We start from the raw sequence: 26409 nt of genomic DNA, 5'->3' as shown, positions 1-26409 counted from the left end.
CCCATGATTTGGAACTGGCTTTTCAAAAAAAAATACAATAAAAATCATCCAGATTTCTGGAAAGACTACATTAGTAGTTTTGATAAAAAAAACAAAAAACCCATTAATGAAACACGTTTTGTGGCATGGGATACAGAAACAACCGGATTCGATAAAAAAGAAGATCGTATATTATCTTTGGGAGCCGTAGAAATTATAAACAAAACCATTAAAGCCAATAACACCTTTGAAATCTATATAAAACAAGATATTTTCAAACCAGAAACCGTAAAAATACACGGAATTTTAAAAGATGGTGATTTAAAAAAAGTATCAGAAATAGAAGCCATTGAAAGGTTTTTAAAATATATAAAGAATGATATTTTAATAGCCCACCATGCGGGTTTTGATTATGGTATGGTAAACGAAATGCTTTTAAGGCATGGTCTGGGAAAACTAAAAAACGACTTTATAGATACCAGCATATTATTTTCTAAATCAAAGCACATTATATATCATAGCAACTTAAAAAAGCATTACACTTTAGATGAATTGTGCAAAGAACTAAACGTTTCTATGGCAGATAGGCATACATCTATTGGAGATGCCTTAATTACCGCTCTGGTATTCTTAAAAACAATTTCACGTTTAGATAAAAGAAACGTATTAAAATGGGATTATCTTTTAAAAGGATAATCATAAATAAAAACAGATTAACCCTATAAAATAAAAATGAACAAATTAATTAGCAACGTCAAAGAAACCTTCATTAATACCCATAAAACAGAACCTTTACTTATCTTTTCTCCTGGCAGAATCAATATTATTGGCGAACACACCGATTATAATGATGGTTTTGTATTTCCAGCAGCTGTTGATAAAGGCATCGTTGCCGCATTTGGAAAAAGCGATTCAGGAAAATCTACAGCATTCGCTTTAGATATGGATAGCCATATTGAGTTTTCTTTAGAAGATTTAAAACCCTCAAAACAAGGAAGCTGGGAAAATTATGTATTTGGCGTTATTGCCGAAATTCAAAATAGGAGCAACATCATTGGTGATTTCAACGTAGTTTTTCAAGGGAATATTCCTGCTGGTTCTGGCATGTCTTCATCGGCAGCACTAGAAAATAGTGTCGTGTATGGACTGAATGAACTTTTTAAGTTAGGATTATCCAAACACGACATGATTCATATTTCACAAAAGGCAGAACATAATTACGTGGGCGTTAATTGTGGTATTATGGACCAATACGCCAGTATGTTTGGTATTAAAAACAATGCCTTACTATTGGATTGCAGAACTATTGAATCTAAACCTTACGAAATAAATTTTAAAGACCATCAATTAATGCTTATTAACACCAATGTAAAGCATAGTTTATCAGATAGTGCGTACAATGACAGACGTTCTGCTTGCGAACATATTTCAAAACTACTTGGCATAAAAGCGTTAAGAGATGCGACTGAAAATGATTTAAAAACTATTAAAGATCAAGTTACTGAAGAAAACTATCAAAAAGCCTTATTTGTAATCCAAGAAAACAATAGAGCACTTAAAGCTTCAAAAGCCATTGAAGATGACGATTTGATTACTTTAGGAAATCTCATTTATGGCTCACATGATGGTCTGCAACATCAATATAAAGTAAGCTGTGAGGAATTGGATTTTTTAGTAGAACAAGCTAAATTAAATAAAGCCGTATTGGGCGCTAGAATGATGGGTGGTGGCTTTGGTGGCTGTACGATTAACCTTGTTGAAAAAAACGCTATTGAAAATTTCGCTGAAACTGCATCAAAAGCATATCAAGACAAATTTAATAAAGCGTGTTCTGTATATTTTGTAGAACTATCAAATGGAACTCATATCATAAAATAAGGAGCCATTACTTTATTAAAAAAAAGAGACCTTATGATGAAATTTCATATGGTCTCTTTTTAATTTTTATAGAATGATTATCAATAATAAAATGATAATAATGGCTCCAGAAGAAATATAAAGTCCATTTCCAGTAGCTCTAAGTGTCGATTTAATCTCACGAACTTCAGCTCGAAGTTGTTTTCTTTCAGCAGATTTTAAAGCCGATTTGTCCATCTCTTTAATTTCTTCTAAACGATCTAACATGATTTGAACATCAGCGGGAATGTCTCCCGTTTCAGCATGTTCTGCTTTTATTTCCTTATTATTATTAGTATGTGGTTCTTTTTCAGAAGCCAATACAGGATTTGAAAATGATATTATGGATACCATCACTAAAAATAAAATAACTGATTTTTTCATTGGTTGTGGTTTTAATTGTTAAACAATACAAATGTAAATTGTAAAGAATCATGCCCAATTACATGATTTTCATCAAAGTTTATATAATTAAGCTTTAGGACTAGTAATATACATAATTAATAGACTGCTTTTTTTAAATAGGTAAAATAAAAAGTATTTTAGCAACTTAAAAGCTAAAAATGCAGATATTCGAATCTAAGCTTACTGTAAACGAATCACACATAGATGATCTATCACATGTTAACAACGTACATTATGTGCAATGGGTACAGGATATTGCTAAACTACATTGGGAAAGTAATGCCACCCAAACCATTTTGGACAAATACTTTTGGGTACTGATAACTCATTTTATTGAATATAAAAACTCTGCTTTGTTAAATGATAACATTAAAGTAAAGACGTATATTAAAAAATATGAAGGAGCTGCTTGCTACCGTATTGTAGAAATCTCCAATGCTCATACTAACAAATTGCTTGCGAAATCGGAAACCAAATGGTGTTTAATGGACGGTGAAACAAAACGTCCAACTAGAATCACCCAAGAAATTTCAGATTTGTTTAAGTAATTAATTAGCATTCATGTGTATTGGCATTCCCAAAAGTCATATTTTTAGCCTATAAAACTTATCATTTTTAAATGAAACGTTATCTATACTTCACACTTATAGTCATTTTTTTATCACTTTGGAGTTCTTGCCGGAAAGATTTTGAATTCTCCCCTAGCACTGGAAGTTTAGAATTTTCTAAAGACACGGTATATTTAGATACCGTTTTCTCCAATATTGGTTCCAGCACCTATAATTTAAAAGTTTATAACAGAAGTAATGAAGACCTTGTGATCCCTATTGTAAAATTGGCATTGGGACATGCATCACAATACAGATTAAATGTGGATGGTATCGCCGGCAAAGTATTTGAAAATGTTGAAATATTAGCCAAGGACAGTCTCTTTATTTTTATTGAAACCACCATCGATATCAATAATTTCCCTAATCCTGATGGAAAATATTTGTACACCGACCATATTGAATTTGACACCAGCACAAACCTTCAAAAAGTAGAATTGGTGACCTTGGTTCAAGATGCCGTATTTATTTATCCAGACCGAGATAACACGACCAAAATTATTAAGACCTTAACGCTGAACATTGGTGGTCAACAAGTGGAAACCGAATTACAAGGGCGTGAATTATTACCAAGCGAACTCACATTCACCAATCAAAAACCATATGTTATTTACGGTTTTGCAGCCGTTCCCAATGGAAAAACTTTAACTATTGATGCTGGAGCACGATTACATTTTCATGAAAACTCTGGATTGATAGTTTCAGAAGGCGCGACACTCAACATCAATGGGGCTTTAAGTACAGACCCAGATGCACTTGAAAATGAAGTCATTTTAGAAGGAGACCGTTTGGAACCTCTATTTTCGGACATTCCTGGACAATGGGGCACTATTTGGCTTTTTGATGGCAGCATTCATAATACTATAAATTACGCCACTATAAAAAATGCTTCAGTAGGTATTTTATGTGATGGTAATCCAAATGCGCCAACCGATAAATTAACCATCACCAATTCCCAAATTTACAATTCAAGTAATTTTGGCATTTTAGGTAGAAATACTTCTATTAGTGGAGAAAATGTGGTTATCAATACGAGCGGACAGTCCTCTTTTGCTGGAACCATGGGTGGTAAATACAATTTCACACACAGTACCATTGGCAATTATTGGAATTCAAGTTCCAGACAATTTCCTGCGGTGCTTTTAAATAATTTTTTAACTGATGAAAATGGCAACGTAATTCTTGCTGATTTAACCGCAGCCAATTTTAACAATTGTATTATTTACGGAAATGCTAATCGAGAAATTCTTTTAGATGAGGTCGAAGATAATGCTGTAGTATTTAATTTTAAATTCACCAATTGTTTGATTCGTTTTCAAAATAACAACACTAATTTTTCAGGGGTTAATTACGATTTAAATGACACGTCACATTACGAAGGAAACATTTTTAATCTGGATCCAAAGTTAAAAGACCCTTATAAAAATATGCTTTTAATTGGCGATGATTCAGCAGCTAATAATAAAGGATTGAGCATATTTGCCAGTCAAGTACCAAATGATATTTTAAACGTCAATAGAACAGCATCACCAGATTTGGGAGCTTATCAGCATATGACATTTACTAAATAAAGTGTTGCCAAATAACTGGACGTTAATTTAAAATTTGACTTTATAAAAAAAATCAGCTAAATTAGTTTAAACGTCTAATATGAACGTTCAAGCGATTTTATATCATTAAAGTTAGAGGCCATTGTAAAAAATTAATTCAAAATTAAATCAATTATAAATTTTACCAAGTTAATCCCTAATGTCTATTACCAATATTAATGATGGATTAAAACTATTTATTGATTGTCTAGAATTTAGCATTGGGCACGAAGAATTGAAGTTGAAAAATCCGTTTTGTGTCATCCAAAAGAACGAATTACAAATGTACCTTTTTGAACATAAAGAACTAGCTAAGGAACATAATCCTGAATTTAGACTTGTAACAAATAGTATTGACGACATCTACAAAAAAATAAGTTCTTCTCATCCGGAATTTCTGCATCCAAATCTTAATAAAGTCACACTTCGTCCATGGGGAGCTAAGGAATTTGCCCTTAGGGATAATCAAGTTTGTATCATTATTCAGCAATGGTAAAACGGATGATATTTTAAATAAATAGAGCAGCCTCTCCAGATTCAATAGTCTACTAACAAATCACATTTCCTGAAGAAAACTAATTCCTAAAAGGTTTATAAAATTTAATTTAGTATTATTACATGGCTTGATTTTATAGCTATGTGATGGCTAAAACCTAATGTCGTATAAATGTCGTCCATAAAACAGCTTTAATTTTTGGTCAGTAAAACCATTGAGAATAGTTTTATTTAAAATTTCAATTTGAATGGAAAATCTGGATTTTGGAAAAAAACTGATTGAAGTAAGAAAACTTAAAGGTTTAACACAAGCAGATGTTGCAGAAAAATGCAATATAACTATTCGTACTATTCAGCGAATAGAATCTGGAGCTGTAAAACCTAGGAGTTCTACTATTAAGATTATTTCCAAAAACTTAGAATTCGACTTCTTTGAATCGTCGAATCAACTTTCACCATTGAAAAACCGTAGACTTTTATGGTACATCAAAGATGTATTTAATTTTAAAACTAACACAATGAAAAAAATCTCAATCTTGACAGCTTCCCTTCTACTTTTTGCTTTTTCTTTTATTAATTTATTTAGTAGTAAAGCACAATCTGTCAATCCTGAAAATGAACAAAAAACTAAAAATCTATCAATTGACCGACTTATATTCCGTGATAGTTTCTTAATTATAATGAAAGACGATAAATATGGATTGTATAATCCAAAAAGTAAAGTAATAATACCATGCGAGTATAACAAATTGGAAATTAAAGGAAATTATGCAATCACCTTTAAAGACAATAAACGAGGATTGATTGACAAATATTTAAATACAATAATTCCTTGTGAATATGATAAATTTCAAATTGAAGGACACCTAATTTTTACTTTTAAAAATAATAAACAAGGATTGCTGAATCTAGATGGCAAAGTAATTATTCCTTGTGAATTTGATAGATTTCAAGTTACTGAAAATAATTTTGTGTTTACATCAAAGAACAATAAACATGGATTGATGAATCTAGATGGAGAAACCATCATTCCATGTGAATACCATAAATTCCAAGTAGAAAATAATTTTGTATTTGTTTCAAAATACAATAAGAATGGGTTGATGAATCTAGATGGAGAAACAATTATTCCTTGTGAATATGATTCTATTAAAATTAATGGATCTATTGCCATAGTCACAAAAAATGGAAAAACAGAAAACATACAAATTTAAAGTTATTAATAAGTAGTTAAACCAACACTTATGAGAAAAACAAATATCATTTTTTTTATTCTTTCACTTCTAATCATTAACAGTTGCAAAAGGGAATTAACAACAGAACAAATAGTTGAAAAAGTTCAAGAAACAATAGAAAATAGTAAGTTCGGTTATTACAAACAAACTGAAATCACTAAACAAGTATCTGTTGGAGAGGATTCTACAACAACTGAAAGTCAACGTGATTTTTATTATAAAAAAGAACCTAAAGATACCCTTATTGGGTTTAAAATTGCTTCTTTTGAAAAGAATGGTTTTCACCAGGTTTACAATACAGAAAATCTTTTTGGATTAACTACTTGGAACAAAACTCTAACAATAACCGATAAAAACCAATATCCAAAACAAGTATCAAGAATTAAACAATTTTACAATAGTTTTCCATTTTTCTTTTTTGTAAAAAACATTTTTGACAATGCAACAAAAAATGATGAAATAGAAATCATCAATTTAGGTTCTACGAAAATTAATAATCAAGACTGTTATAAATTAACAATTAAAACCCCTAAAAACGATGACCAAATGTCATCAGAACAAATTTATTATATTTCTAAAGACACATACTTACCAATAGGTTCTGATATTTCTGTTAGTACTAAAATTGTAAATGCAACAGAAATCATATCTTTTAAGATCCGTATTTCTGATATTAACCTAAAAGGCGAAATATCTGATGAAATTTTCACTCAAGAAAAACTATCTGAGTATGTAAAAGTTATTAATTATACCCCTGAATTAGAACAAAGACCAAATACACTTCTTGCTATTGGAGAAAAAGCCCCTGAATGGGAATTGTCAAACTCGAAAGGAACAAAAATTAATCTAAATGATTTAAATGGAAAAATAGCAATAATGGACTTTTGGTATAAAGCTTGTGGACCGTGTAACAAACAAATGATTAAGCTTCAAGAGTTGCATGATAAATATCCCGAAGACAAGGTAAAATTTATTGGAATAAATACAATAGATGACCCAATTGAGGACAATATCGATTTGTTTTTAGGAAATCGGAATATCTCAATGGAAACAGTATTTAACGGTAAAACTATTGAAAATGATTACCAAGTTACCGCTTCGCCAGCATTATTTGTGATTGACCAAAACGGAATTATTGTTCATAATATAGATGGATATTCCTCAAACATTGTGGAAGAATTAACTGAAGTCATTGAAAAATATCTAAAATAATTTGAGACCAAGTATGGAAATCAAACGAAGTGAAAATAATACAGTAAATAGAATTTAGAGATTTTATTAAAGTAAGTTTAAAACCTTTTCAAAGCCTAAAAAATCCTGCTTTTTGCAGGATTTTTTACATCTATATCATTAAAGATAATTAAGCACCAAACAAAGGTCAACTAACCAGCATCGTATTTACTTTACTAATTAAAACCCACACACAGTATAAAAAAATCAAGCTAACCTCATTTAAAATAATGCCTAGAAACGCATAAAGAAATCCCAGGTTTCTTTTGCTACCCAATTGACATCAGATCCAGGATCTTTAACGTTTTCAGTATGACCACCAACGAATGAGCCAAACATGACTGGATATTCCTCAGGAAGCCCTTCAAATTCAGTTGTGATATGAGTCGCCGTTGTAGCCAACGGTATTTCTGGCAACTGTTTTAATCCATTATCTTCGATATGTGTCAATACACAATACTTACCACCTTGCTTGAGTTCATCGGAGTTGACATACTTACAAAGCCCGTCTTCAGTCCCTGTTGTGCTAAAAAAAGCAAGAGGTTCGTGTTTGTTTTCAGGAAGATAAATGTTCCAATTGGCTGGAGCATAACAAGCTACTGCACGAAGATCTTTCTGAAATTCTAATGATAACGAGTATGTAAACATGGCACCAAAGCTAAAGCCCGTGCAAAATACACGAGAAGTATCGATGCTCAATTTATCCTTAAATAATTCAAGCATATCGGCAAAGAAGATATGATCTTTATCATCACCTCCACGCCAAGGAGAACGGTCGGTATATCCCTCAGGTGCAACAAAAATAACAGGAACATGATCTTTTTCGGCATACGTTTTAAGACCATAATAATTTTGGTCAACCATTGTTTGCATATGCCCGCCCATCATGTGCATTGCGAAAATCAAACGGTACGTTTTGTTTTTATCATAGTCTTCAGGGATATGAATTGTATATTGGCGACTAAGTCCTGCACTTGTGATAGTATAAGTTCCGCTCTTAAAATCACCAAGGTCTTTACCATAACCAGCACTGGGAGTCGGAGGATTTTTCAATTTACGGGCAGCCTCGACGGATTTACCTGATTGTGCATTGAGCGGAAAAAATGAAACTAAAAGGATAAGGATTACAACTATTTTTTTCATCGTTTATGATTTTTAAATGATTCTGGATTATTTCTTGTTATTTTATAAGTTTTAGACAACCGATGTTCGCTTTTTATTACAGCGTATAAATTTATGCGAGCCTTTGCCAGACATCTTTCCTTTCTATACAAGGCGAATATACATATAATTTCTGCTTATTTGTAAGCCAAAACCATATTATATAGATGTTGTCAAGTACTTTATTCTTTCCGCCGACACTAATCATTACATTTTGATTATCAGAATAATCAAGCTGTCTAAAGAGACGTTCCCGCCTAATATTTTGATACATAAAATCACTGGCTAAACAGCAGCTTTCTGGCAAATGCGGATTCCGTGGTCTTCGTTGTGCAGCTTTCCGATCGGGCTGTTTTTCACACTAACACCCACACACTTTATTGATCTGGATTAAAAAAAATTAACCCACTTTATCTTTGTAAAACAAATATATCCAAATAGATCTTGACAATTTAAAATTCGTTGTACTTAACACAACGGCTATCACAGCTATAATGGCAAACACCCTCATAGGTGATAAATCAATAAAAAGCCAAAATACCACAAGACTTGTTATCATTTGTGCCGCCGCAAGGGCATAACTCACAAACATGGCTCCAAAAAAGAATCCCGTTTCTCTTTCAAATTTATAATGACATATTGGACAATTAGCGTTCATTTTAGGAATGTTAAATAATAGGACATTCCCACGACTGTTAAAAATATTTCCTTCTTTACAATTCGGACATTTACAATTCAAGGCATCAATAACTTTACTCATAAGGCAGTATTTATCATGCTGCAAAATTAAGACTGTAAATAACTTTTTTCCCTATAACATATGCGCACTTTTTTGTACTTTTAGGACATATGCTAAAAATTCCAGTTTTAAATATTAATCAATTTAAAGAGTCTATTCCTCTTCAGGAGGTGTATATAAATTCTTTTTCAAACCATATCCAACTCAACAAGCATCTAATAAACAAACCACATAGTCATAATTTCTATTTATGTGTCCTCTTCACCGAAGGCACAGGAACCCATGAAATTGATTTTAATTCTTACAACATACACCCAGGAAAGGTATTTTTTTTAAAACCTGGTCAAACACATTTTTGGAAATTTGAAACAAAACCGGAAGGGTTTATCTTTTTTCATTCTCAAGAATTTTATGAGCTAAAATTTTTAGAGCATACACTCCATTCGTTTCCTTTTTTTTATTCGTATCAAAATCCGCCTGTATTGGAATTAACCCCTGAAAAACTAAGCGAATTAAATGTTAAGTTTCACGAAGCTTATACCGAATATCTACAGAACAACCTTTTAAGAGAGTTAAAATTAGTAAACTTGCTAAACAATATTTATATAGAATTAACAAGAGCTTATACGGTTGATATTAATTTAGAAAAACTTTATTCCCCAAGCTATTCCAATATACTTGAAAATCTAGAAACCTTAATCAACATGCATTTTCATAAAGAAAAATTACCGAAATTTTATGCTGACAAGTTAAGCATCACCACCAAACATCTTAATAGAGTTGTAAAAAAAACAATAAATAAAACGACAAGCCAATTAATTTCCGAAAGAATCATGCTAGAAGCAAAAAGATTGATTGTACACTCTCACGATAATTTAGCCAATATTGCCTATACCCTAGAATTCTCCGATTACCCTTATTTTTCAAAGTTCTTCAAATCAAAGACCGGCATGACTCCTTTGGATTTTCGTAAAAAATATTTTTGATGACATTTTATATATCTACTTTAACAAAAAAATCCTGCTTAAAGCAGGATTTTTTTGTTTCTATATTATTTAATGCCATTAAGCAACAAACAAAGGTCTGTCTGCCATCATAGTGTTTACTTTTTCTCTGACAGCTTCTAAAACAGCTTCATCCTGATAATTCATAATCACTTCATCAATCAAATCAACAATCGCAATCATATCAGCTTCTTTTAAACCTCTAGTGGTTACCGCTGCTGTACCAACACGAATTCCCGATGTTACAAATGGTGAACGTGTATCAAAAGGAACCATATTTTTATTTACAGTAATATCAGCTTTTACCAAAGCTTGTTCTGCATCTTTTCCAGACACCTCTTTATTTCGTAAATCTATCAACATACAGTGGTTATCTGTTCCGCCAGAAATAATATCATACCCTTTAGCAACCAATGCTTTTGCCATAGTAGCCGCATTTTGTTTTACTTGTAATTGGTAATGTAAAAATTCATCCGTTAAAGCTTCTCCAAAAGCAATTGCTTTAGCAGCAATAATATGCTCTAATGGTCCCCCTTGATTTCCTGGGAACACCGCAGAATCCAATAACGATGACATTTTACGTAAACTACCATCTTTTAGAGTAATACCAAATGGATTGTCAAAATCTTTCCCCATCATAATCATCCCTCCTCTTGGTCCTCTTAAGGTTTTATGCGTCGTAGTGGTCACAATGTGGCAATGTGGCATTGGATCGTTTAAAATACCTTTAGCAATCAATCCTGCAGGATGCGAAATATCAGCCATTAAAATAGCTCCAACGCTATCCGCTATAACTCTAAAACGTTTAAAATCAATATCACGAGAATATGCTGAAGCTCCGGCAATAATTAATTTTGGTTGTTCTTTAGTGGCTATTTCTTGAATTTTATCATAATTTAAAACACCTGTCTCCTGCTCTACGCCGTAAAACACTGGATTGTATAATTTTCCAGAAAAATTTACCGGAGACCCATGAGTTAAATGTCCTCCATGAGACAAATCGAATCCTAAAATTTTATCACCTGGAGTTAAACACGCATGATAGACTGCTGTATTTGCCTGACTTCCAGAGTGAGGTTGTACATTAACATAGTCTGCTCCAAACAAGGTTTTTGCTCTATCAATAGCAATTTGCTCTACCTCATCAACCACTTCACATCCCCCATAGTAACGTTTGCCTGGGTAGCCTTCCGCATACTTATTTGTTAACACAGAACCTGCAGCTTCCATAACTTGTTCGCTTACAAAATTCTCTGATGCGATAAGTTCTATACCATGTAATTGGCGTTCTTTTTCAGCTTGTATTAGTTCAAAAATTTGTTCGTCGCGTTGCATAAAAATAGTTTCAAATTTAAATATTCGGCAAAAATAACAAATAGATTAGTTAAATACATGAAAAAACATATATTTACTTTGAAGTTTTCAACTAATTTATCAACGATAAATTTTCATCATATTTTATACTTTTTTAACAAGATTGAAAAAAAAAATATGTAGGTTTGAATAGTATAAACAACACTAATTAAATAACAGTTATGCCCTTATCAGCTAACAATCCAGATAGAAAATCGTGGTTACACGTCGATAAAAATTCTGATTTTCCTATTCAGAACATTCCTTTTGGGGTGTTTCTTACCCGCGATGACATTATCACGATTGGCACTAGAATTGGTGATACTGCTATCGATCTGGGAGCCCTGCATCAATTAGGTTATTTTAATGATATTCCTTTAACCGATGATATTTTTCTTCAAGACACCTTGAATGATTTTATTGCTGACGGCAGAAAAACATGGCGTGCCGTAAGAAATAGAATTGCTCAAATTTTTGATGCTGAAAATAACACGTTAAAAAATAATGTGAAGCATAAAGAAATTGTACTATTTCGCTTAGATGAAATAGAAATGCAATTACCTGTGCAAGTTGGGGATTATACAGATTTTCATTCCAGTATAGAACACGCCACCAATATAGGCTCTATGATAAGGGATATTGATAATGCTTTACTCCCAAACTGGTTACATATTCCTGTTGCTTCTCATGGAAGAAGTTCCTCTATCATCCCTTCTGGAATTTCGGTTTACAGACCGCAAGGTCAAACATTTCCAGATGGTGCTAGCGAGCCTGTTTTTGGACCTTCAAAGGCTGTCGATTTTGAATTAGAAATGGCTTTCATAACAACGGTAGCGAACGATTTGGGAGAGCCTATTCCTGCTGATGAAACCGAAGAATATATATTTGGTTTGGTGATGTTAAACGATTGGAGTGCTAGAGACATTCAAAAATGGGAATATTTGCCTTTAGGGCCATTTTCATCTAAAAACTTTGCTTCTTCTATTTCGCCTTGGATAGTGACCCTAGATGCCTTAGAACCTTTTAGAGTAGAAGGACCAAAACCAATTAAACCTCAATTATCTTATTTACATTATAGTGGCAAAAAAAGTTTTGATATTAACTTAGAAGTAGCTTTACAACCAAAAAATGCCAAAGAAACTATTGTAAGTAAATCCAATTTCAAACACATGTATTGGAATATGTCTCAACAACTGGCACACCATACCATAAATGGCTGCCCAATTAATGCGGGTGATTTAATGGGTAGCGGTACGATTTCAGGTCCTACACCAGATTCTTATGGCTCTTTATTAGAACTTACTTGGGGCGGTGAAAAACCAATAAAAATGAAAGATGGTAGTGAACGTAAATTCATTAACGACTTTGATACGGTTATTATGCGCGGTCATTGTGAAAAAGATGGTACACGTATTGGCTTTGGTGAAGTCTCTTCTCAATTACTTCCTGTTTTTATAAAAAAATAAGATTAAACTTCTATTTAATAGAATTAAATGCATTTAATCTGATTTATAAGGATCTTATCTGTGTTTAAACATTTTGGCACTACATTTGAAAACCTAATCAAGTAACCAAATTTATTGAGTATGAAAAAATTATTACTTTCTACAATAGTTTTAATTCTTATACTATCTTGTAGCGCCAGTAAACAGATTGAAAAAGCTGTAAGTTCTGGAAATTATGACCAAGCCATTAACGATGCCATTGGTAAATTACGAACCAATAAAGACAAAAAAGGCAAAGCAGATTTTATAGTGATGCTAGAAGATGCATTCAATAAAGCCACCGAACGCGACTTAAAAACCATCGATTATCTTAAAAAAGATAATAATCCAGAAAATTATATAAGAATATATGATCTGTATGTGGATTTAGACAATCGACAAGAACGTATTAAACCTATACTCCCTTTATATATAAATAATAGAGAGGTTACGTTTAATCTAAAAGACTATTCAAGTCAGATTATAGCCAATAAAGACAAAGCCTCCCAACACATGTACACCAAAGCATCTGCACTTTTAAAATCTAATAACAAAATGGATTTTAGATATGCTTTTGACGATTTTCAAGAGATAGAAAACATCAATCCTAACTACAAAGATGTGCGTCAATTAATGGAATTAGCACATCAAAAAGGAACTGATTTTGTTATTGTGGATATGAGGAACGACACACAAAAAGTTATACCCAATCGGCTAGAAGCTGATTTATTGAATTTTAGCACTTACGGACTAAACAGTTTATGGACCGTTTACCACAATACTCCTGCAGATAATGTAAAATACGATTACAATATGTTGGTGAATTTAAGGCAAATCAATTTATCTCCAGAGCAAATAAAAGAACGCCAAATTATTAAGGAAAAGCAAATTGTTGATGGTAAAAAGAATTTAGTGGACCAAAAAGGAAATGTTGTTAAAGATAGTCTTGGAAAGAACATTCAAGTAGATAATATAAAAACCATCCGTTGTGAATATTATGAATTCAAACAATTTAAGTCGGTACAAGTAACTGGTAATGTAGAATATATAAATTTAAACACCAAGCAATTGGAAGATGCATTTCCTGTAACCAGCGAATTTGTTTTCGAACATGTTTATGCCAATTATAGAGGTGATAAACGCGCCTTGGACACCGATTTATTACCTTTTTTAGACCGAAGAAGCGTTCCTTTCCCTACCGAAGAACAAATGATTTACGACACAGGCGAAGATTTAAAAGCTCAGCTAAAACGGATTATCACAGGTTACACTATTAAACGATAAACAAAAACCTCCCAATATTGGGAGGTCTTTGTTTATCAATATATTATTCAATAGGAATATATAAATCTACAACAGCTTTACCTTCTGGGTGCTGTCTAAAATCGTTATGATATATCTCAAAGGGGTTTTCATTTGCCTTTTTATATCCATTATCAGCCATCCAAATAAACAAACTACGCCAAGACTTTTCAAAATCCTTATGAGCCACCTCAAAATGGCCCACGATACATTTACTTTTATTTATACTAATTTTATGTATTTCACCTTCCGCTACTATATTTTCATGCGTTAATAAACTAACACTCATTCTCAATTTATCTGGTGCCGTTATTTTAAAACTATCATGAAAAATCCTTCCTACTTTAGTTTCAGGCTTATCCAGTAATCCTTTTGAATTTCCCCATTTAATAAGTCGCTCAAAAGTATTTTCTAAACCATCCACACCCCTATGTAAGATAGCGGCGAAATTCATTTTGGGCATGTCTTTAATTTCTATTTTTGCATTCATTTCAATCCAATTTAAATGATTATTAATGCTGCAAATGTATTTTTCAAATATTAAATTTTGTTGCCCATTCTTGCTTTCTACTTTACATATCTTGCTATTTTTATCACTGCTTTGTTTCTTAAATTCAGAAGGACTTATGCCGTAAATTTTTTTAAACGCTCTGGTAAAAGACGAATGACTGTTAAACCCATATTGAAGAAAAAGATTGGAAATATCCATCTCCTTTTTATGCATTAAAACAGAGGCTGCTTTTTCAATACGCAGCCTAATGATATAGACATTAAGTGGTTCGCCAATAATAGCCTTAAAAATTCTATGGAAATGATATGGTGAATAACAGGCAATCTTAGAAACGGATTCTAATGATAAATCTTGATCAAGATTAGTATCAATAAATTCCAAAGCAGAATTTATTCTTTTTATATAGTCTTTTTCAGTTAAAATCATGTTTTTTAAGATTTTAACTTTTAACGTTTTCGCAACTCAAAAAGATCTGTTCTTCTATCTTTTAAATTACGGACACTCCCAAATTGGTTGAGTTCTCGAAGCAAATCTATATCGACATCAGCAATTAAAATCATTTCGGTATTGGTAGTTGCTTCCGCTTTTATACCATTGGCAGGAAATGAAAAGTCACATGGTGTAAATACCATAGATTGTGCAAATTGGATATCCATATTGTGAACCTTTGGTAAATTCCCCACACTTCCTGCAATAGCCACATAGCATTCATTTTCTATAGCTCTGGCTTGTGCGCAATGGCGTACTCTAGAATAACCATTTTGGGTATCTGTCAAAAATGGAATGAATAAAATATCCATACCATCTTCCGCTAGAATCCTGCTTAATTCTGGGAATTCAGAATCATAACATATCAGAATGCCTATCTTACCACAATCTGTATCATACGTTCTTAATTCGGTGCCACCTTGCATTCCCCAAATTTTAGCTTCATCTGGGGTAACGTGAAGTTTTTCATAACGTTCTGTGGTACCATCTCTTTTGCATAAATAACCCACATTGTACAACAAATCGTCTCTCATTTCTGGAAAACTACCTGTAATGACATTGATGTTATATGAAATCGCCAATTTCGAAAATCGTTGTACAATTTCAGGGGTGTGCTTGGCAAGTTCCCTAATGGCTTCTGGTTCAGAAAGGTGATTATTTTCTGCCATTAATGGTGCATTAAAAAATTCAGGGAACAATGCAAAATCCGAACGATATGCAGATACGGCATCGATAAAATATTCCGCTTGTTGCATCAATTCTTCAAGATCTTTATACAAACGCATTTGCCATTGAATAAGTCCTAAACGAATCACTGTTTTCTTTGAAGTCACTTTTTTATTAAGTTTCTCGTAATAAATGTTATCCCATTCCATTAAAATAGCAAATTCATTAGAAGCGGCATCGCCTTCTAGATAGCCTTTTAAAACTTTGGTTGGATGAAAATCGTTAGATATTTGAAAGTTAAGAACAGGATCATGAATTTCTTTACGTTTCACTTTTTCAATATACTCTTTGGGCGATATGGAGTCGGCATATTTATGAAAATTGGGCATTCTACCACCAAAAGCAATGCCTTTTAAGTTTAGCTTTTCACATAAATCTTTTCTATAATCGTAAAGTCGCCTTCCTAAACGCAATCCACGGTATTCAGATTTAATAAACACATCAATACCATATAGTACATTCCCGTTTTTGCTATGTGTGTTAAATGAATAATCTCCTGTAATTTGCTGGTAGGTATGTTGCTCATTAAAATCATCATAGTCTACAATAATAGATAAGGCACATCCGGCCAATTGGTTATTTATTTTAATAACAACTTGTCCTTCGGGAAATTTATCAATTAAGGACTTTATTTGTGCTTTCCTCCAATAAGAATCTGGCATATTAGACGAATACGCTTCAATCATGGCACTTTTAAGCTCTTGATAATCGTTAAGCGTTAAATATTCCAATTCTATATTTTCGATGTTATTTATCATATTTTAGGTTTCTTTTTGCAATCAACCAAAGTTACAGTTTTTTAAAATAAAAAACTCCCGAATGATTTCGGGAGTTTTAGAGTTTATAGTAACCGATTGTTTATTAAGTCATTGCCATCATTTGATATTCAATTCAAACTAGCTTCAATAACAGCTTGAAATGCTGGTTTAGGCTGTAACTGCCCATCAAATAAAAGAGCATCCTGCCCTCTACGCCAAGATCTGGTATCGCTGATGCCCCAAAAAGTAACACGATCGATAACATCAGAATGACGCATAAAAATCTTGAACAATTCTTTATATACCTCGGCTTGCTTTTGATAATTTTCTGCAGGTATTTTTTTATCGCCTTGATTTACACCAAAAGCACCGCTATTATTCCCAGTAGCCGTTACATCCAATTCTGTAATAGATACCCTTAGCCCAAGAGATGCGTAGTTCTCTATGGCCTTTTCAATGTCAGCAAGGTTACTATCTAAATGCCAATGGCCTTGAATCCCAACACCTGTGATGGGTGCCCCTTCAGCTATCAAGCGTTTTAGCAGTAACATTGAACTGGCATGTTTCCCTTTATTTTCAACCGCACCCTGCTCAATATTATAATCATTATAATAAAGTTTCGCGTTAGGATCAGCTTCGTGCGCCCATTTGAATGCCAAGGTAAGCACTTCTGGCCCTACAACCTTATACCAACTCCAATCTCTTAGGTTTTCTGTAGTACCGTCTCCACCATCTTCAATGGATTCATTAACAACATCCCAGCCTACAACTTTTCCTTTGTATCGCCCTGCAACAGTCATAATGTGGTTTTTAAGACGTTCAAGTACTACGTCGCGGCTTGCCATGTCGCCTTTAATGCTGTTACGCCACATTTCCGACATAGAAGGACGAGGTGCATTAGGATCCCAATTCCCTCTGGGACGTCTTACTCGTTCAGCAGCTTCCTCAACCTCTGGATTTTCTGCCTGAAAAAACCAAGGTGCTGTTTGTGAATGCCATACTAGGGTGTGTCCCCAAGTCTTTAAACCATGTTCCTCAGACCATTTAATCATGGCATCGGGAGTATCGAAGTTGTACTTACCTTCCGATGGATGAATGGGTTGTGGTTTCATGCAATTCTCTGGGGTATTGATGTCATATTGCGTTTTTACACTTGTTAACTCGGCTTCTGAAAGTCCTCTCATATCATTGGAAGTTCCTATGAGAAATTTCCCAGCGTATGCCTCTTTTAATGTTTTTTGTGATGCTGCATGGTTCTGACTATACCCTGTAGTACCTAATGCTACAGTTAGTAGAAAGTTTGCAATTAAATGTTTGGTAATCATGATGTTGTTTAGTTAGTTTATGTTGTATAATTTTCGAGTTTAAATATACTTTTTTTCACTTATATAAAGATGCTCTGTAGAGGATTTAACATAACCATATATTTTGCGATTGTTAATCCAATAATCTTGAATAGTCGAAATTGAAACTTTTTAGGTTGCAACAAACTATCAAAACACGCATTTGCCACTATAAAATCAGAAAAGCCATACCCAGAGAACTTTATTTCTAAACTGGTTCAAGATGTCTTGTACCTTTTAACTCAGTTCTTCTTTAATTTTCATAAATCATTTTTTTTAACTGCAATCATCATATGTGGGCTAAAAGGCAAAAGATAACTGTCATTTTCTGTGATTTTGATAAGTTCTAATAATGTTTTTTTCTTTTTGTTATTCAGCATATTTGCAAAGTATTCTTTGTCCAACCAAGCCATTCCTTCAACGGCATATGTATTAATGTAGGTTAATCCTTGATTTATAAACTCGTCTTTTAGTTGTTCAGGTTTGTGATAATAGGCTTCTGCCAAAAGCCAAGGAAAATCATCTGGTGGATTGTGTATTCCTGACGTCAATTCTTCTTTGCACATTTCAAAAAATGAATTTTTATGAATTAGTCCATTTAAAAGACCCACTAAAGTTGATGCCGTATAATTAATCGCAAATGCTAAAATGATTCCGCCATTTTTTAGAACTCGTTTAGCTTCACAAATGGTTAAATCTCTATCTTCCTTTTTTTGAAGATGATACAGTGGTCCGTGAAGTATTATTAAGTCGGCAAAATTATTTTTAAATTCCAATTTTCGAGATTCGCCCAATTGAACAGAAAATTTGTTCTTTAACTTATTCGCTCTATTTTGGGCTAATTTAATATGTTTAGGAACTGGTTCTACTAAATAAACTTGATGTCCTTTTTTTGCAAGCCATTCTGAATATTTCCCTGTACCACCTCCAATATCAATTATTTTTGACGATGAAGATGGAAGATACTTTTCTATGAGCGATTTGATTCTTTCAAACTCAAATACGCCCATTCCTTTATCAAGTCTGGTTTCTTCTGATGCTTTATTGTAAAATACTTCTATATTTCTACTTATTAATTGTTTACTGTTCATTTTTAATCATTGTATTATTATCACATATTGAAATGTTAAACACATAGCAAAGTGATAAAGCAATTGATATGTAATCAATTGGTATTGTTTAAAATTTGATGAAAATAACTGTATAAATTATCTGCGCATTAAAAATCAGAAGACTTCCATGCGTTTGGCTCGTTTTGTTGAGCTAGTCTTTTTGGGAAAGACACAGATACTATGTTAATTAGTAGAACAGACTACAAAGATAGAAATTCTGAATTATTTTTTTTCAGAGTTCAAGTTTTTTAATTGCATGTCATTGTTAACAATATAGCCAGTAAGGGATTGCAGGCAAATTTCCTATCATGATAAGAAAAGTTGAAGCAAACTACAAACCTTCACATACCAAATAAACCCTTATTGGCTATATTGTGTGTTGTGTTGCCTATTTATTCAGCTAAAGTCAAAACGGTTCTTCCTTTTAATTTTCCCTTAAGCATTAATTCAATTTTTTGTGTGACATCCTCAAGTTTAATTTCATTGCAAGTGTCGTTTAATTGTTTAGGTTTCCATTCGTGAGCTAATTTATTCCAAACTATTTTTCTGTATTTCATCGGATAGTTTTGAGAATCTATTCCAATGAGTGTAACACCTCTCAGGATAAAGGGAAAAACGGTCAAATCAAGTTTTGGAGAAGCTACATTTCCACAACACGTTACAACGCCCATTGAATCCGTCGATTTAATAATGTTTTCAAGAATGACACCTCCAACAGTATCAATAGCCCCTGCAAACAAAGGTTTTAATAATGGCTTTTTATCAAGATTTTCAACCTCGCTGCGTAATAGTACTTCCTCGGCTCCAAGATGATTTAAATAGTCTCGTTCTGTTTCCTTACCTGTGATTGCAACTACTGAATAACCCAATTTACTTAAAATAGAGACACTCAGTGCTCCAACTCCACCTGTTGCCCCAGAAACTGCTATTTTTCCATCCTCTGGTTTTATCAATTCAGTTAGTCTTAAAACCGACATGCCCGCTGTTAATCCTGCAGTACCATATATCATGGCCTCTTTCATGGTCATTTTTTCAGGTAATTTTACGACCCATTCAGAGGGAACTTGAACATACTCAGCAAATCCTCCGTCTGTATTCATACCTAAATCATAACTTGTTACAATTACTTTTTCTCCAATAGTAAATAAATTACTGTTCGATTTTTCTATGATTCCAACGGTGTCAATTCCTGGTGTGTGTGGATAGTTTCTCGTTACTCCTTTATTGCCAGAGGCCGATAAGGCATCTTTATAATTCAATGAGCTGTAGTGTACTTTTACTAAAACCTCATTGTCATTTAATACACCAAATTCCATTTCTTTAATAGAACCTTGATAATGACCATTAATTTCTTCAATTCGAAATGCTTTAAATCTATTTTGTACCATCTTATGCTTTTATTTTTGCTTATTTTTGTACAAATATCAGGATAAATATATTGACTAACAAGAACTTACAAATAGTTGGTATACGAACATTTATGTCCGTTTTTAGTGTTTTAAGACCTTAAGAAAGAAAAAAAATGAAAAAAAGTTATTGTCCGATTGATACATTTATAAATGTTGTTAAAGGAAAACGAAAAGGAACGATCATTTTACATCTTTTTCAAGGAGATAAAAGATATAATGAATTGGCCAAGTTATTAACTGATATTAGTGAACGCATGCTAACTAAACAATTGAAAGAATTAGAAGCAGATGGATTAGTCAAAAGAACCGTTTTCCCAGAAGTGCCTCCACGTGTTGAATACAGCTTAACGGAACTCGGTAAAGAGATTCATCCTTTCCTAAAAGGGATGTATAAAGGAGGAATCCTTTTTGAAAAATCCATGGATGAAATGACATAACTAATTATTTATATATCATCCCTTGTTTTTTCATATGCAACATATTTATTCCGCTTATTCTTTGTTCATTTTTTAAATGGTTATAACCTCCACCAAACATAACCTTAATTTATAAAAATCAAAAACAACGTTCTTATAAATAGGTTTTTTTTATATGTTTTTTTATATAAAATTAAGGACTTGTGCAACCAGCTTTGTTGGCGGTTCGCTATTTCCCTACACTCTGTCATATACATGTCTTGGTAATACTTTTAATAATATTGCCATAAGTCTCCAACGCCTAGTAATATAAACTATTTTCTTTTTTTGTTTTATTGATGAATAAATCTGTAGACTAGCTTTGTCAACAGTTGCAACCCAAAACTTCTTGTCTGCCTTAGCCATTTCAGTATCAACAAAACCGGGTCTCACATCGGTTACATAAATTTGAGTTTTTAACTTAGTTGCCTTTTGCCTCAATCCTTCCAAATAATTAATTTGATATGCCTTTGTTGCATTGTAGGCAGATGCCTGTCTACTTCCGCGAAGTCCTGCAATAGAACTTATAGCTACCAAATGACCATACTTTTGCTTCTGAAAATAGTTAAATACCCAATCTGCTATGATGGTGAATCCTATCACATTTATGTCAATGATCCGTTTTTCAGTTTTAAAGTCCAAGTTCTCGTTTTCATCTCCCGTTCCTGAACTTAAAAGAAGTAAATCAAGTCCTCCAAGTTCAGATGTTAATTCTTCTAAATGTCTAGCAACATTTAAAGTGTCGGTTATGTCAAAAGATTTGATTAAATAAGAATTGTTCTTCTCCGATTTCAACTCATTAAGTAACTCTATTCGTCTCCCAGTGATCCCAACTTTAAAATGGTTTTCAGTCAATAATCTTGCCATTCCTTTTCCTATTCCTGATGTTGCACCTACTACTATTGCTCTTTTCATTTCCTTTCCTTTAGTTGTTAGCGACTCATCATTCATTTAATTTATCAATCATACTAAATGCGATTGCTTCTACTGATATATTTTGGTTTACTGTAATTGCACAAACTGTTTTTGTTTTAATATCGTACACCAATATAGCTTTGTAGTTTTCAGTGCCGCCACTATGACCAATCCATTGATTTTGAGTATTGTTTATCTCTTTAAAATCGTATAACATAATACCGCTACCATAGTATTGTCCTTTATTGAACATAGGATATAGCTCTAGAAGCATATTGTGTACCATTTTAATAGGGAGGTACTTGCCCGTTAGTAGTGAAGCTAGGAATACTGCCATATCTTTTGAGTTGCTTACCATATTTCCTGCTCCCAAAGGCATGGCGAAATGAGTATTTACAACGCTATCTTTAATATGAGCCAATGCCAAATTTTCTGGCTTTTCGTCTTGCTTCAACACGTCCATTGCCGCTAAATTTTGTGGCAATGCAATCCTTTCGTGAACGATTTGGGAAAAACTTTTCCCTTCGATATGTTCTGCAATTAAAGCCAGCAAAAGATAACCTGTGTTGGTATATGACCAATATTCCCCGGGTTTGAATAGATTCCTTTTTTTCAATGCGACCTCAAGTAGTTCTTTTGGGGTATGGAATTTGTTTTGATAATGAAATGTTGAGTCGCTGTTAAAACTAAAAATTCCACTGGTATGGTTCAATAAATGCTTGATAGTTATTTTTTTTGAATCTTTGAATTGGGGAAACCATTTAGACAGTTTATCTGTAGGTTGCAGTTTGTCCTCCAAAATAAGTTGATGAATAACAGTGCTTGTAACCAGCTTTGAAACACTAGCCCAATAAAAAACACTGGAACTATCTACCAATGTATTCTTTTCTTTTGAAACATACCCCGAATCGAATTGCCACAGACCTTGTTCTGGAATTAGCATCGTGATTGAAATACCAACTATATCCTGTTTTGAAATGATGTTTTGGATATTTTCTGAAAGGTTATTTTCTAGCTCTTTGTTTGAAAGAGATGTGCTTTTGTAAATAGCTTCGTCGGGAAATATTTCGATAGAAGGTTGTACATGAACCTTCCCGCCTTTGTATTCTAAAAGATTTTCAAGTTCTTGACAACAACCAATTGCTGAAAAAACAAGAAAAAAAACGCATGTAAATTCCCTTATCTTTACTATTGATTTTGAAGCTTTCATTTAATCCAGGTTATTATGGTACCAACAGTATTTGTTAAGTTGTGCGATATAATAGGCATCAAAATACTTCTGCTCTTAATGGTCATCCAGCCTAATACCAAACCATATAAAAATGTCTGTGAAAAATAAATCCAATCTTGAGCAATATGCCATTGTTCGTCAATGCCAAAGGAGTGTATCAAGCCAAACAAAATAGAGGTAATCAATATCGCAGGATTTCCAAATTTGATAAAACCAAAATCTATTGTTTCATTTAAAACTGTGGACAGTAAACCAAGCATGATGCCCCTAAAGGCAATTTCCTCATCAAACCCTGGCATGGTTAATTGAAACAATAAAGTTTCGGTATCGGGTTCCGATTTTCCAAATAGAAAAAAGGCCAATGCTACCGCCAAAAACATAACTATTAAAGTTGTTATAATATTGGGCCTAATGGAATTCCTTGCCTGTTTTATTTTGAAAAAATCATGTTCTGAAAACTCTTTTTTAAATAGCCAATAAAATAGCAAGGAACCTGCCATGGCATATATTTTACCAGACCAATTCCAATTGCCTTCTATTATATTTAAGAATTCAAACTCTCGTGGCAGCTCAAGCAACAGTTGATTCTGCAAAAAAAACAAACAGAAAAGTAGTAGTGCCGACCATTTGATATGTGATTTTTTTAGGGTGTAGATTATTAAGGGTAAAACAATCAATAATTGCGCTATGTTTTTTATCAAAAGCTTTTCCATTTTAACATTTCATTTTTTATATGGTAAAATTTGTTTTAATTACTTTTTAGTCCAAAGTCGTGTCTTTTGTCCACAATTCTTTTGAGAATTCCTATTTGCCCACAATGGTACATCGTGTGTTTGATGTTCCAGTCTAGAGATTCAAGCTTATTTTTAGCAATGGGGTGTGGAATTGCGCTTGGCTTCAAGGGTTTGCTCAAATCTTCGTCAATCAGGTTTTTTATGATTTCCAGTGAGCTTTTTTGCATAAAATGCAATTGTTCAAACAACGTTCGGGAATCCAATTTACCAATGGTCATTTCAGGATTGCCTTCGGTAAAATAAGCATCATATTCCTTTAATGGTATTTGCCTCAGAATATCCACTTGATGCCCCTTAATGACCATCACAGAATGAAAATAGTGGCTTACAATTAAATGACCCACTTGCCAATTTAAAGTGGATTTTACAACGTCTGGGCAAACATCCCATTTCTCGAAAGGTATTGTTCTAAGTAATTCATTAGTCCAATGGTATGAATCACCGGTTTGTTTCAATATTAGTTCAACATCTTTCATTTTTCATGTTGCTTTATAATGACCGCAAACAACCATACAACCCCAACAAACACCAATCCCCATTGTAGCCATATCGTTTATATACGCAATATATTACTTTTTAACAAGCTATCCAACAGACTTATATTAACCATAATCTTATTGTTATTCCAATAGTTTTGGGAAGTTGAAGACTTCGCAGCAAGGAAGCTACCTAAAAAAAGAAACTGCCTTAAAAGGCAGTTATAGAAGTCTCTTTTTATAATTTATGGGCTTGTGCAATCGGTTACCGGTGTTAGGCTACGTTTTTTATTCAATATAATTATTTCCTTTTATAGTCCAATCTGGCAATTCCTCATATTCTACAATTTTCCAATTGTTACAATGAAATGTTCCTTTTACTTTAAAATCATTTTCAACAAAACCAAAAGGATTTGTCAATTCTAATTCATAATTTCCCCAAACATTTTGAGCAATTTTATAATCAAATCTGCTTATTTTAATTTCATAGTTTTTAATTGAAGTTGAATCTATTTTTTTGTTTTCAAACTGTGACTCTGTTGATGCTTTAAAAATCTTCGTTTTCTCTACAATTGAATCTCTCAAATAAAATGTCAGAAATCTATATTGTCTAGGAATTCCCATTTGAAATTCAGTTGCATTTCTGTTTCCTTTTTTAAGTTCACTCAAAGGTGGAAATTCAGTTCTGATTTGAATTTTTAAGGTATTGTCTTTAACGTTCTTTTCGCAATTACAAAATCCTATTAAAGTGTCAATTTGTTTATCCGAAATAGTATATATTAAGTCTACTTTTTGAAGCTCCAAAGTCGAATCTCTTTCGATATTCGAGATTTTATTTTTCTTAACTTCTACAATATTTGTTTTGGATTCAATATTAGGCTCAATTCCTTTCGGTTTAATATCTTTTTTACAAGAAAATAAACTTATTAATAATACTATACGTAATATGTGAATATTGTTTTTCATTAATGTTGCCTAAGACTTGTATAACCCCAACAAACACCAACCCCCATTGCAGCCATATCGTTTACATACGCAATATATTACTTTTCAACAATGTATCCTATAGGCTTGTAATGGTTTTATTATTAATTCCAATGGTTTTGGGAAGTTAAAAACTTCGCCACAGCAAGGAAGCTACCTAAAAAAAGAAACTGCCTCAAAAGGCAGTTATAGAAGTCTGTTTTTTATAATGTATGGGCTTGTGCAACGGTTACCGGCTTAGCAACTGTGTTATTAATTTGGTTTTACAATAAGCAAACTATATTGTATTGTTGAGTCAATTGGCACTATCCTCATCGGATAATTACCTTTTGGTTCAATTATGGGCATCTCAGAAACGAATTCATCATCCTTTTTGGGTCCTGCAATATTATGAGAATCCTTAAACATTAATTTAGAAAAATCCTTCATTAAAGGATTGAAGGAAATAATTGCTGATTCATTGGTTTTTCCAAGTACACCTTGGTTAAACGGTTTCCATGTTTTGAATAACGAAAGATTATTCAAAGTAGAATCGGGTTGAAACAGACTTTTTTGCTGAGCAAAAGTCGAAGAAGTCAAGAAAAAAAGTCCCGTTATCAATAAAAGTGACTGTTTCATAATTTTAGTTATAATTTTTCATTACAATTGTGCATTGTTGCCAACGGGAGTTTGCGCACAAACCCCATTTATTTCTATAAATCTATAGATTTTCTACAAATTAATGAC

General features: G+C 32.8%; 26 protein-coding genes. 11 read left to right on the top strand and 15 right to left on the bottom strand.

The window, feature by feature from the left end:
* The first annotated feature begins 3 nt into the window (after positions 1-3).
* A complete protein-coding gene (locus DKT72_RS16345; protein ID WP_111309820.1) occupies positions 4-675 on the top strand; it encodes a 3'-5' exonuclease in 672 nt (223 codons plus the stop codon).
* Positions 676-711: 36 nt separating this feature from the next.
* Positions 712-1857, top strand: coding sequence for a galactokinase (galK, locus tag DKT72_RS16340; RefSeq protein ID WP_111309819.1), 1146 nt, complete (start codon positions 712-714; stop codon positions 1855-1857).
* Between the two features lie 66 nt (positions 1858-1923).
* On the opposite strand, the gene DKT72_RS16335 is transcribed toward galK, so the two are convergent.
* The gene (locus DKT72_RS16335) at positions 1924-2259 is read right to left on the bottom strand and encodes a hypothetical protein (RefSeq protein ID WP_111309818.1); all 336 of its coding nucleotides are present in this window, start codon (positions 2257-2259) and stop codon (positions 1924-1926) included.
* Positions 2260-2438: 179 nt separating this feature from the next.
* On the opposite strand from DKT72_RS16335, the gene DKT72_RS16330 reads away from it, so the two are divergent.
* From DKT72_RS16330 to DKT72_RS16310, 5 genes are all read left to right on the top strand, one after another.
* Positions 2439-2828: an acyl-CoA thioesterase gene (locus tag DKT72_RS16330; RefSeq protein ID WP_111309817.1), complete on the top strand. Its 390-nt coding sequence runs from the start codon at positions 2439-2441 to the stop codon at positions 2826-2828.
* Positions 2829-2899: 71 nt separating this feature from the next.
* Positions 2900-4459 carry a hypothetical protein gene (locus tag DKT72_RS16325; RefSeq protein WP_111309816.1) on the top strand — a complete coding sequence of 520 codons (1560 nt, stop codon included), beginning with the start codon at positions 2900-2902 and terminating at the stop codon, positions 4457-4459.
* 178 nt (positions 4460-4637) lie between these two features.
* On the top strand, positions 4638-4973 hold the full coding sequence (locus DKT72_RS16320; protein WP_111309815.1) for a VOC family protein: 336 nt from the start codon (positions 4638-4640) through the stop codon (positions 4971-4973).
* 247 nt (positions 4974-5220) lie between these two features.
* Positions 5221-6186, top strand: coding sequence for a WG repeat-containing protein (locus DKT72_RS16315; RefSeq protein WP_111309814.1), 966 nt, complete (start codon positions 5221-5223; stop codon positions 6184-6186).
* A gap of 30 nt (positions 6187-6216) precedes the next feature.
* Positions 6217-7419, top strand: coding sequence for a redoxin domain-containing protein (locus DKT72_RS16310; protein ID WP_111309813.1), 1203 nt, complete (start codon positions 6217-6219; stop codon positions 7417-7419).
* A 252-nt stretch (positions 7420-7671) separates the two neighbouring features.
* Here DKT72_RS16310 and DKT72_RS16305 read toward each other — a convergent pair whose 3' ends face one another.
* Together DKT72_RS16305 and DKT72_RS16295 are read right to left on the bottom strand one after the other, a co-directional pair.
* Positions 7672-8580, bottom strand: a complete 909-nt coding sequence (locus tag DKT72_RS16305; protein WP_111309812.1) for a CE1 family esterase — start codon at positions 8578-8580, stop codon at positions 7672-7674.
* 418 nt (positions 8581-8998) lie between these two features.
* The gene (locus DKT72_RS16295) at positions 8999-9358 is read right to left on the bottom strand and encodes a DUF983 domain-containing protein (RefSeq protein WP_111309810.1); all 360 of its coding nucleotides are present in this window, start codon (positions 9356-9358) and stop codon (positions 8999-9001) included.
* An 89-nt stretch (positions 9359-9447) separates the two neighbouring features.
* Between DKT72_RS16295 and DKT72_RS16290 the strand changes: the two genes are divergently transcribed.
* The gene (locus DKT72_RS16290; protein WP_111309809.1) at positions 9448-10323 is read left to right on the top strand and encodes a helix-turn-helix domain-containing protein; all 876 of its coding nucleotides are present in this window, start codon (positions 9448-9450) and stop codon (positions 10321-10323) included.
* A gap of 78 nt (positions 10324-10401) precedes the next feature.
* Here DKT72_RS16290 and glyA read toward each other — a convergent pair whose 3' ends face one another.
* Complete coding sequence (glyA, locus tag DKT72_RS16285) at positions 10402-11676, bottom strand: serine hydroxymethyltransferase (RefSeq protein ID WP_111309808.1); 1275 nt, start codon at positions 11674-11676, stop codon at positions 10402-10404.
* A gap of 200 nt (positions 11677-11876) precedes the next feature.
* Here glyA and fahA point away from each other — a divergent pair, with 200 nt between their 5' ends.
* Positions 11877-13160, top strand: a complete 1284-nt coding sequence (fahA, locus tag DKT72_RS16280) for a fumarylacetoacetase (protein ID WP_111309807.1) — start codon at positions 11877-11879, stop codon at positions 13158-13160.
* Between the two features lie 120 nt (positions 13161-13280).
* Positions 13281-14462 (top strand): hypothetical protein, encoded by a 1182-nt coding sequence (locus DKT72_RS16275; protein ID WP_111309806.1) that lies wholly within the window; start codon positions 13281-13283, stop codon positions 14460-14462.
* A 43-nt stretch (positions 14463-14505) separates the two neighbouring features.
* On the opposite strand, the gene DKT72_RS16270 is transcribed toward DKT72_RS16275, so the two are convergent.
* From DKT72_RS16270 to DKT72_RS16250, 5 genes are all read right to left on the bottom strand, one after another.
* Positions 14506-15417, bottom strand: a complete 912-nt coding sequence (locus DKT72_RS16270) for an AraC family transcriptional regulator (RefSeq protein WP_111309805.1) — start codon at positions 15415-15417, stop codon at positions 14506-14508.
* Positions 15418-15437: 20 nt separating this feature from the next.
* Positions 15438-16964, bottom strand: coding sequence for a carbon-nitrogen hydrolase family protein (locus tag DKT72_RS16265; RefSeq protein ID WP_111309804.1), 1527 nt, complete (start codon positions 16962-16964; stop codon positions 15438-15440).
* A gap of 128 nt (positions 16965-17092) precedes the next feature.
* Positions 17093-18289, bottom strand: coding sequence for an endo-1,4-beta-xylanase (locus tag DKT72_RS16260; protein WP_111309803.1), 1197 nt, complete (start codon positions 18287-18289; stop codon positions 17093-17095).
* Positions 18290-18567: 278 nt separating this feature from the next.
* Positions 18568-19398 carry a class I SAM-dependent methyltransferase gene (locus DKT72_RS16255; protein ID WP_111309802.1) on the bottom strand — a complete coding sequence of 277 codons (831 nt, stop codon included), beginning with the start codon at positions 19396-19398 and terminating at the stop codon, positions 18568-18570.
* 413 nt (positions 19399-19811) lie between these two features.
* On the bottom strand, positions 19812-20807 hold the full coding sequence (locus DKT72_RS16250) for a YhdH/YhfP family quinone oxidoreductase (protein WP_111309801.1): 996 nt from the start codon (positions 20805-20807) through the stop codon (positions 19812-19814).
* Between the two features lie 134 nt (positions 20808-20941).
* Here DKT72_RS16250 and DKT72_RS16245 point away from each other — a divergent pair, with 134 nt between their 5' ends.
* Complete coding sequence (locus DKT72_RS16245; protein WP_111309800.1) at positions 20942-21265, top strand: winged helix-turn-helix transcriptional regulator; 324 nt, start codon at positions 20942-20944, stop codon at positions 21263-21265.
* A gap of 216 nt (positions 21266-21481) precedes the next feature.
* Here DKT72_RS16245 and DKT72_RS16240 read toward each other — a convergent pair whose 3' ends face one another.
* The 6 genes from DKT72_RS16240 to DKT72_RS16215 all read right to left on the bottom strand — a co-directional run bounded on the left by DKT72_RS16240 (position 21482) and on the right by DKT72_RS16215 (position 26301).
* The gene (locus tag DKT72_RS16240) at positions 21482-22234 is read right to left on the bottom strand and encodes an SDR family NAD(P)-dependent oxidoreductase (RefSeq protein WP_235841749.1); all 753 of its coding nucleotides are present in this window, start codon (positions 22232-22234) and stop codon (positions 21482-21484) included.
* Complete coding sequence (locus DKT72_RS16235; RefSeq protein WP_111309799.1) at positions 22227-23408, bottom strand: serine hydrolase domain-containing protein; 1182 nt, start codon at positions 23406-23408, stop codon at positions 22227-22229. Before DKT72_RS16235 ends, DKT72_RS16240 begins: the two co-directional genes overlap by 8 nt.
* On the bottom strand, positions 23405-24142 hold the full coding sequence (locus DKT72_RS16230; RefSeq protein ID WP_111309798.1) for a CPBP family intramembrane glutamic endopeptidase: 738 nt from the start codon (positions 24140-24142) through the stop codon (positions 23405-23407). The genes DKT72_RS16235 and DKT72_RS16230 overlap by 4 nt, the downstream gene beginning before the upstream one ends.
* Before the next feature lie 35 nt (positions 24143-24177).
* Complete coding sequence (locus DKT72_RS16225; protein WP_220628142.1) at positions 24178-24678, bottom strand: DinB family protein; 501 nt, start codon at positions 24676-24678, stop codon at positions 24178-24180.
* 309 nt (positions 24679-24987) lie between these two features.
* Positions 24988-25665 (bottom strand): hypothetical protein, encoded by a 678-nt coding sequence (locus DKT72_RS16220; RefSeq protein ID WP_111309796.1) that lies wholly within the window; start codon positions 25663-25665, stop codon positions 24988-24990.
* Between the two features lie 270 nt (positions 25666-25935).
* A complete protein-coding gene (locus tag DKT72_RS16215; protein ID WP_111309795.1) occupies positions 25936-26301 on the bottom strand; it encodes a hypothetical protein in 366 nt (121 codons plus the stop codon).
* Positions 26302-26409: the final 108 nt, after the last annotated feature.

It is taken from the genome of Confluentibacter sediminis, from assembly GCF_003258355.1.
GTDB classification, from domain to species: Bacteria; Bacteroidota; Bacteroidia; order Flavobacteriales; family Flavobacteriaceae; genus Confluentibacter; species Confluentibacter sediminis.
This window is presented reverse-complemented; position numbering and strand designations above follow the sequence as displayed.

Excerpts from the sequence above, each read along its gene's own strand:
- DKT72_RS16305 (WP_111309812.1), bottom strand. The coding sequence starts at position 8,580 with ATGAAAAAAATAGTTGTAATCCTTATCCTTTTAGTTTCATTTTTTCCG.
- DKT72_RS16335 (WP_111309818.1), bottom strand. The coding sequence starts at position 2,259 with ATGAAAAAATCAGTTATTTTATTTTTAGTGATGGTATCCATAATATCA.
- DKT72_RS16230 (WP_111309798.1), bottom strand. The coding sequence starts at position 24,142 with ATGGAAAAGCTTTTGATAAAAAACATAGCGCAATTATTGATTGTTTTA.
- DKT72_RS16325 (WP_111309816.1), top strand. The coding sequence starts at position 2,900 with ATGAAACGTTATCTATACTTCACACTTATAGTCATTTTTTTATCACTT.
- DKT72_RS16215 (WP_111309795.1), bottom strand. The coding sequence starts at position 26,301 with ATGAAACAGTCACTTTTATTGATAACGGGACTTTTTTTCTTGACTTCT.
- DKT72_RS16330 (WP_111309817.1), top strand. The coding sequence starts at position 2,439 with ATGCAGATATTCGAATCTAAGCTTACTGTAAACGAATCACACATAGAT.
- DKT72_RS16235 (WP_111309799.1), bottom strand. The coding sequence starts at position 23,408 with ATGAAAGCTTCAAAATCAATAGTAAAGATAAGGGAATTTACATGCGTT.
- DKT72_RS16310 (WP_111309813.1), top strand. The coding sequence starts at position 6,217 with ATGAGAAAAACAAATATCATTTTTTTTATTCTTTCACTTCTAATCATT.
- galK (WP_111309819.1), top strand. The coding sequence starts at position 712 with ATGAACAAATTAATTAGCAACGTCAAAGAAACCTTCATTAATACCCAT.
- DKT72_RS16345 (WP_111309820.1), top strand. The coding sequence starts at position 4 with ATGATTTGGAACTGGCTTTTCAAAAAAAAATACAATAAAAATCATCCA.
- glyA (WP_111309808.1), bottom strand. The coding sequence starts at position 11,676 with ATGCAACGCGACGAACAAATTTTTGAACTAATACAAGCTGAAAAAGAA.
- DKT72_RS16245 (WP_111309800.1), top strand. The coding sequence starts at position 20,942 with ATGAAAAAAAGTTATTGTCCGATTGATACATTTATAAATGTTGTTAAA.
- DKT72_RS16255 (WP_111309802.1), bottom strand. The coding sequence starts at position 19,398 with ATGAACAGTAAACAATTAATAAGTAGAAATATAGAAGTATTTTACAAT.
- DKT72_RS16320 (WP_111309815.1), top strand. The coding sequence starts at position 4,638 with ATGTCTATTACCAATATTAATGATGGATTAAAACTATTTATTGATTGT.
- DKT72_RS16290 (WP_111309809.1), top strand. The coding sequence starts at position 9,448 with ATGCTAAAAATTCCAGTTTTAAATATTAATCAATTTAAAGAGTCTATT.
- DKT72_RS16265 (WP_111309804.1), bottom strand. The coding sequence starts at position 16,964 with ATGATAAATAACATCGAAAATATAGAATTGGAATATTTAACGCTTAAC.
- DKT72_RS16240 (WP_235841749.1), bottom strand. The coding sequence starts at position 22,234 with ATGAATGATGAGTCGCTAACAACTAAAGGAAAGGAAATGAAAAGAGCA.
- DKT72_RS16295 (WP_111309810.1), bottom strand. The coding sequence starts at position 9,358 with ATGAGTAAAGTTATTGATGCCTTGAATTGTAAATGTCCGAATTGTAAA.
- fahA (WP_111309807.1), top strand. The coding sequence starts at position 11,877 with ATGCCCTTATCAGCTAACAATCCAGATAGAAAATCGTGGTTACACGTC.
- DKT72_RS16260 (WP_111309803.1), bottom strand. The coding sequence starts at position 18,289 with ATGATTACCAAACATTTAATTGCAAACTTTCTACTAACTGTAGCATTA.
- DKT72_RS16220 (WP_111309796.1), bottom strand. The coding sequence starts at position 25,665 with ATGAAAAACAATATTCACATATTACGTATAGTATTATTAATAAGTTTA.
- DKT72_RS16315 (WP_111309814.1), top strand. The coding sequence starts at position 5,221 with ATGGAAAATCTGGATTTTGGAAAAAAACTGATTGAAGTAAGAAAACTT.
- DKT72_RS16270 (WP_111309805.1), bottom strand. The coding sequence starts at position 15,417 with ATGATTTTAACTGAAAAAGACTATATAAAAAGAATAAATTCTGCTTTG.
- DKT72_RS16275 (WP_111309806.1), top strand. The coding sequence starts at position 13,281 with ATGAAAAAATTATTACTTTCTACAATAGTTTTAATTCTTATACTATCT.
- DKT72_RS16250 (WP_111309801.1), bottom strand. The coding sequence starts at position 20,807 with ATGGTACAAAATAGATTTAAAGCATTTCGAATTGAAGAAATTAATGGT.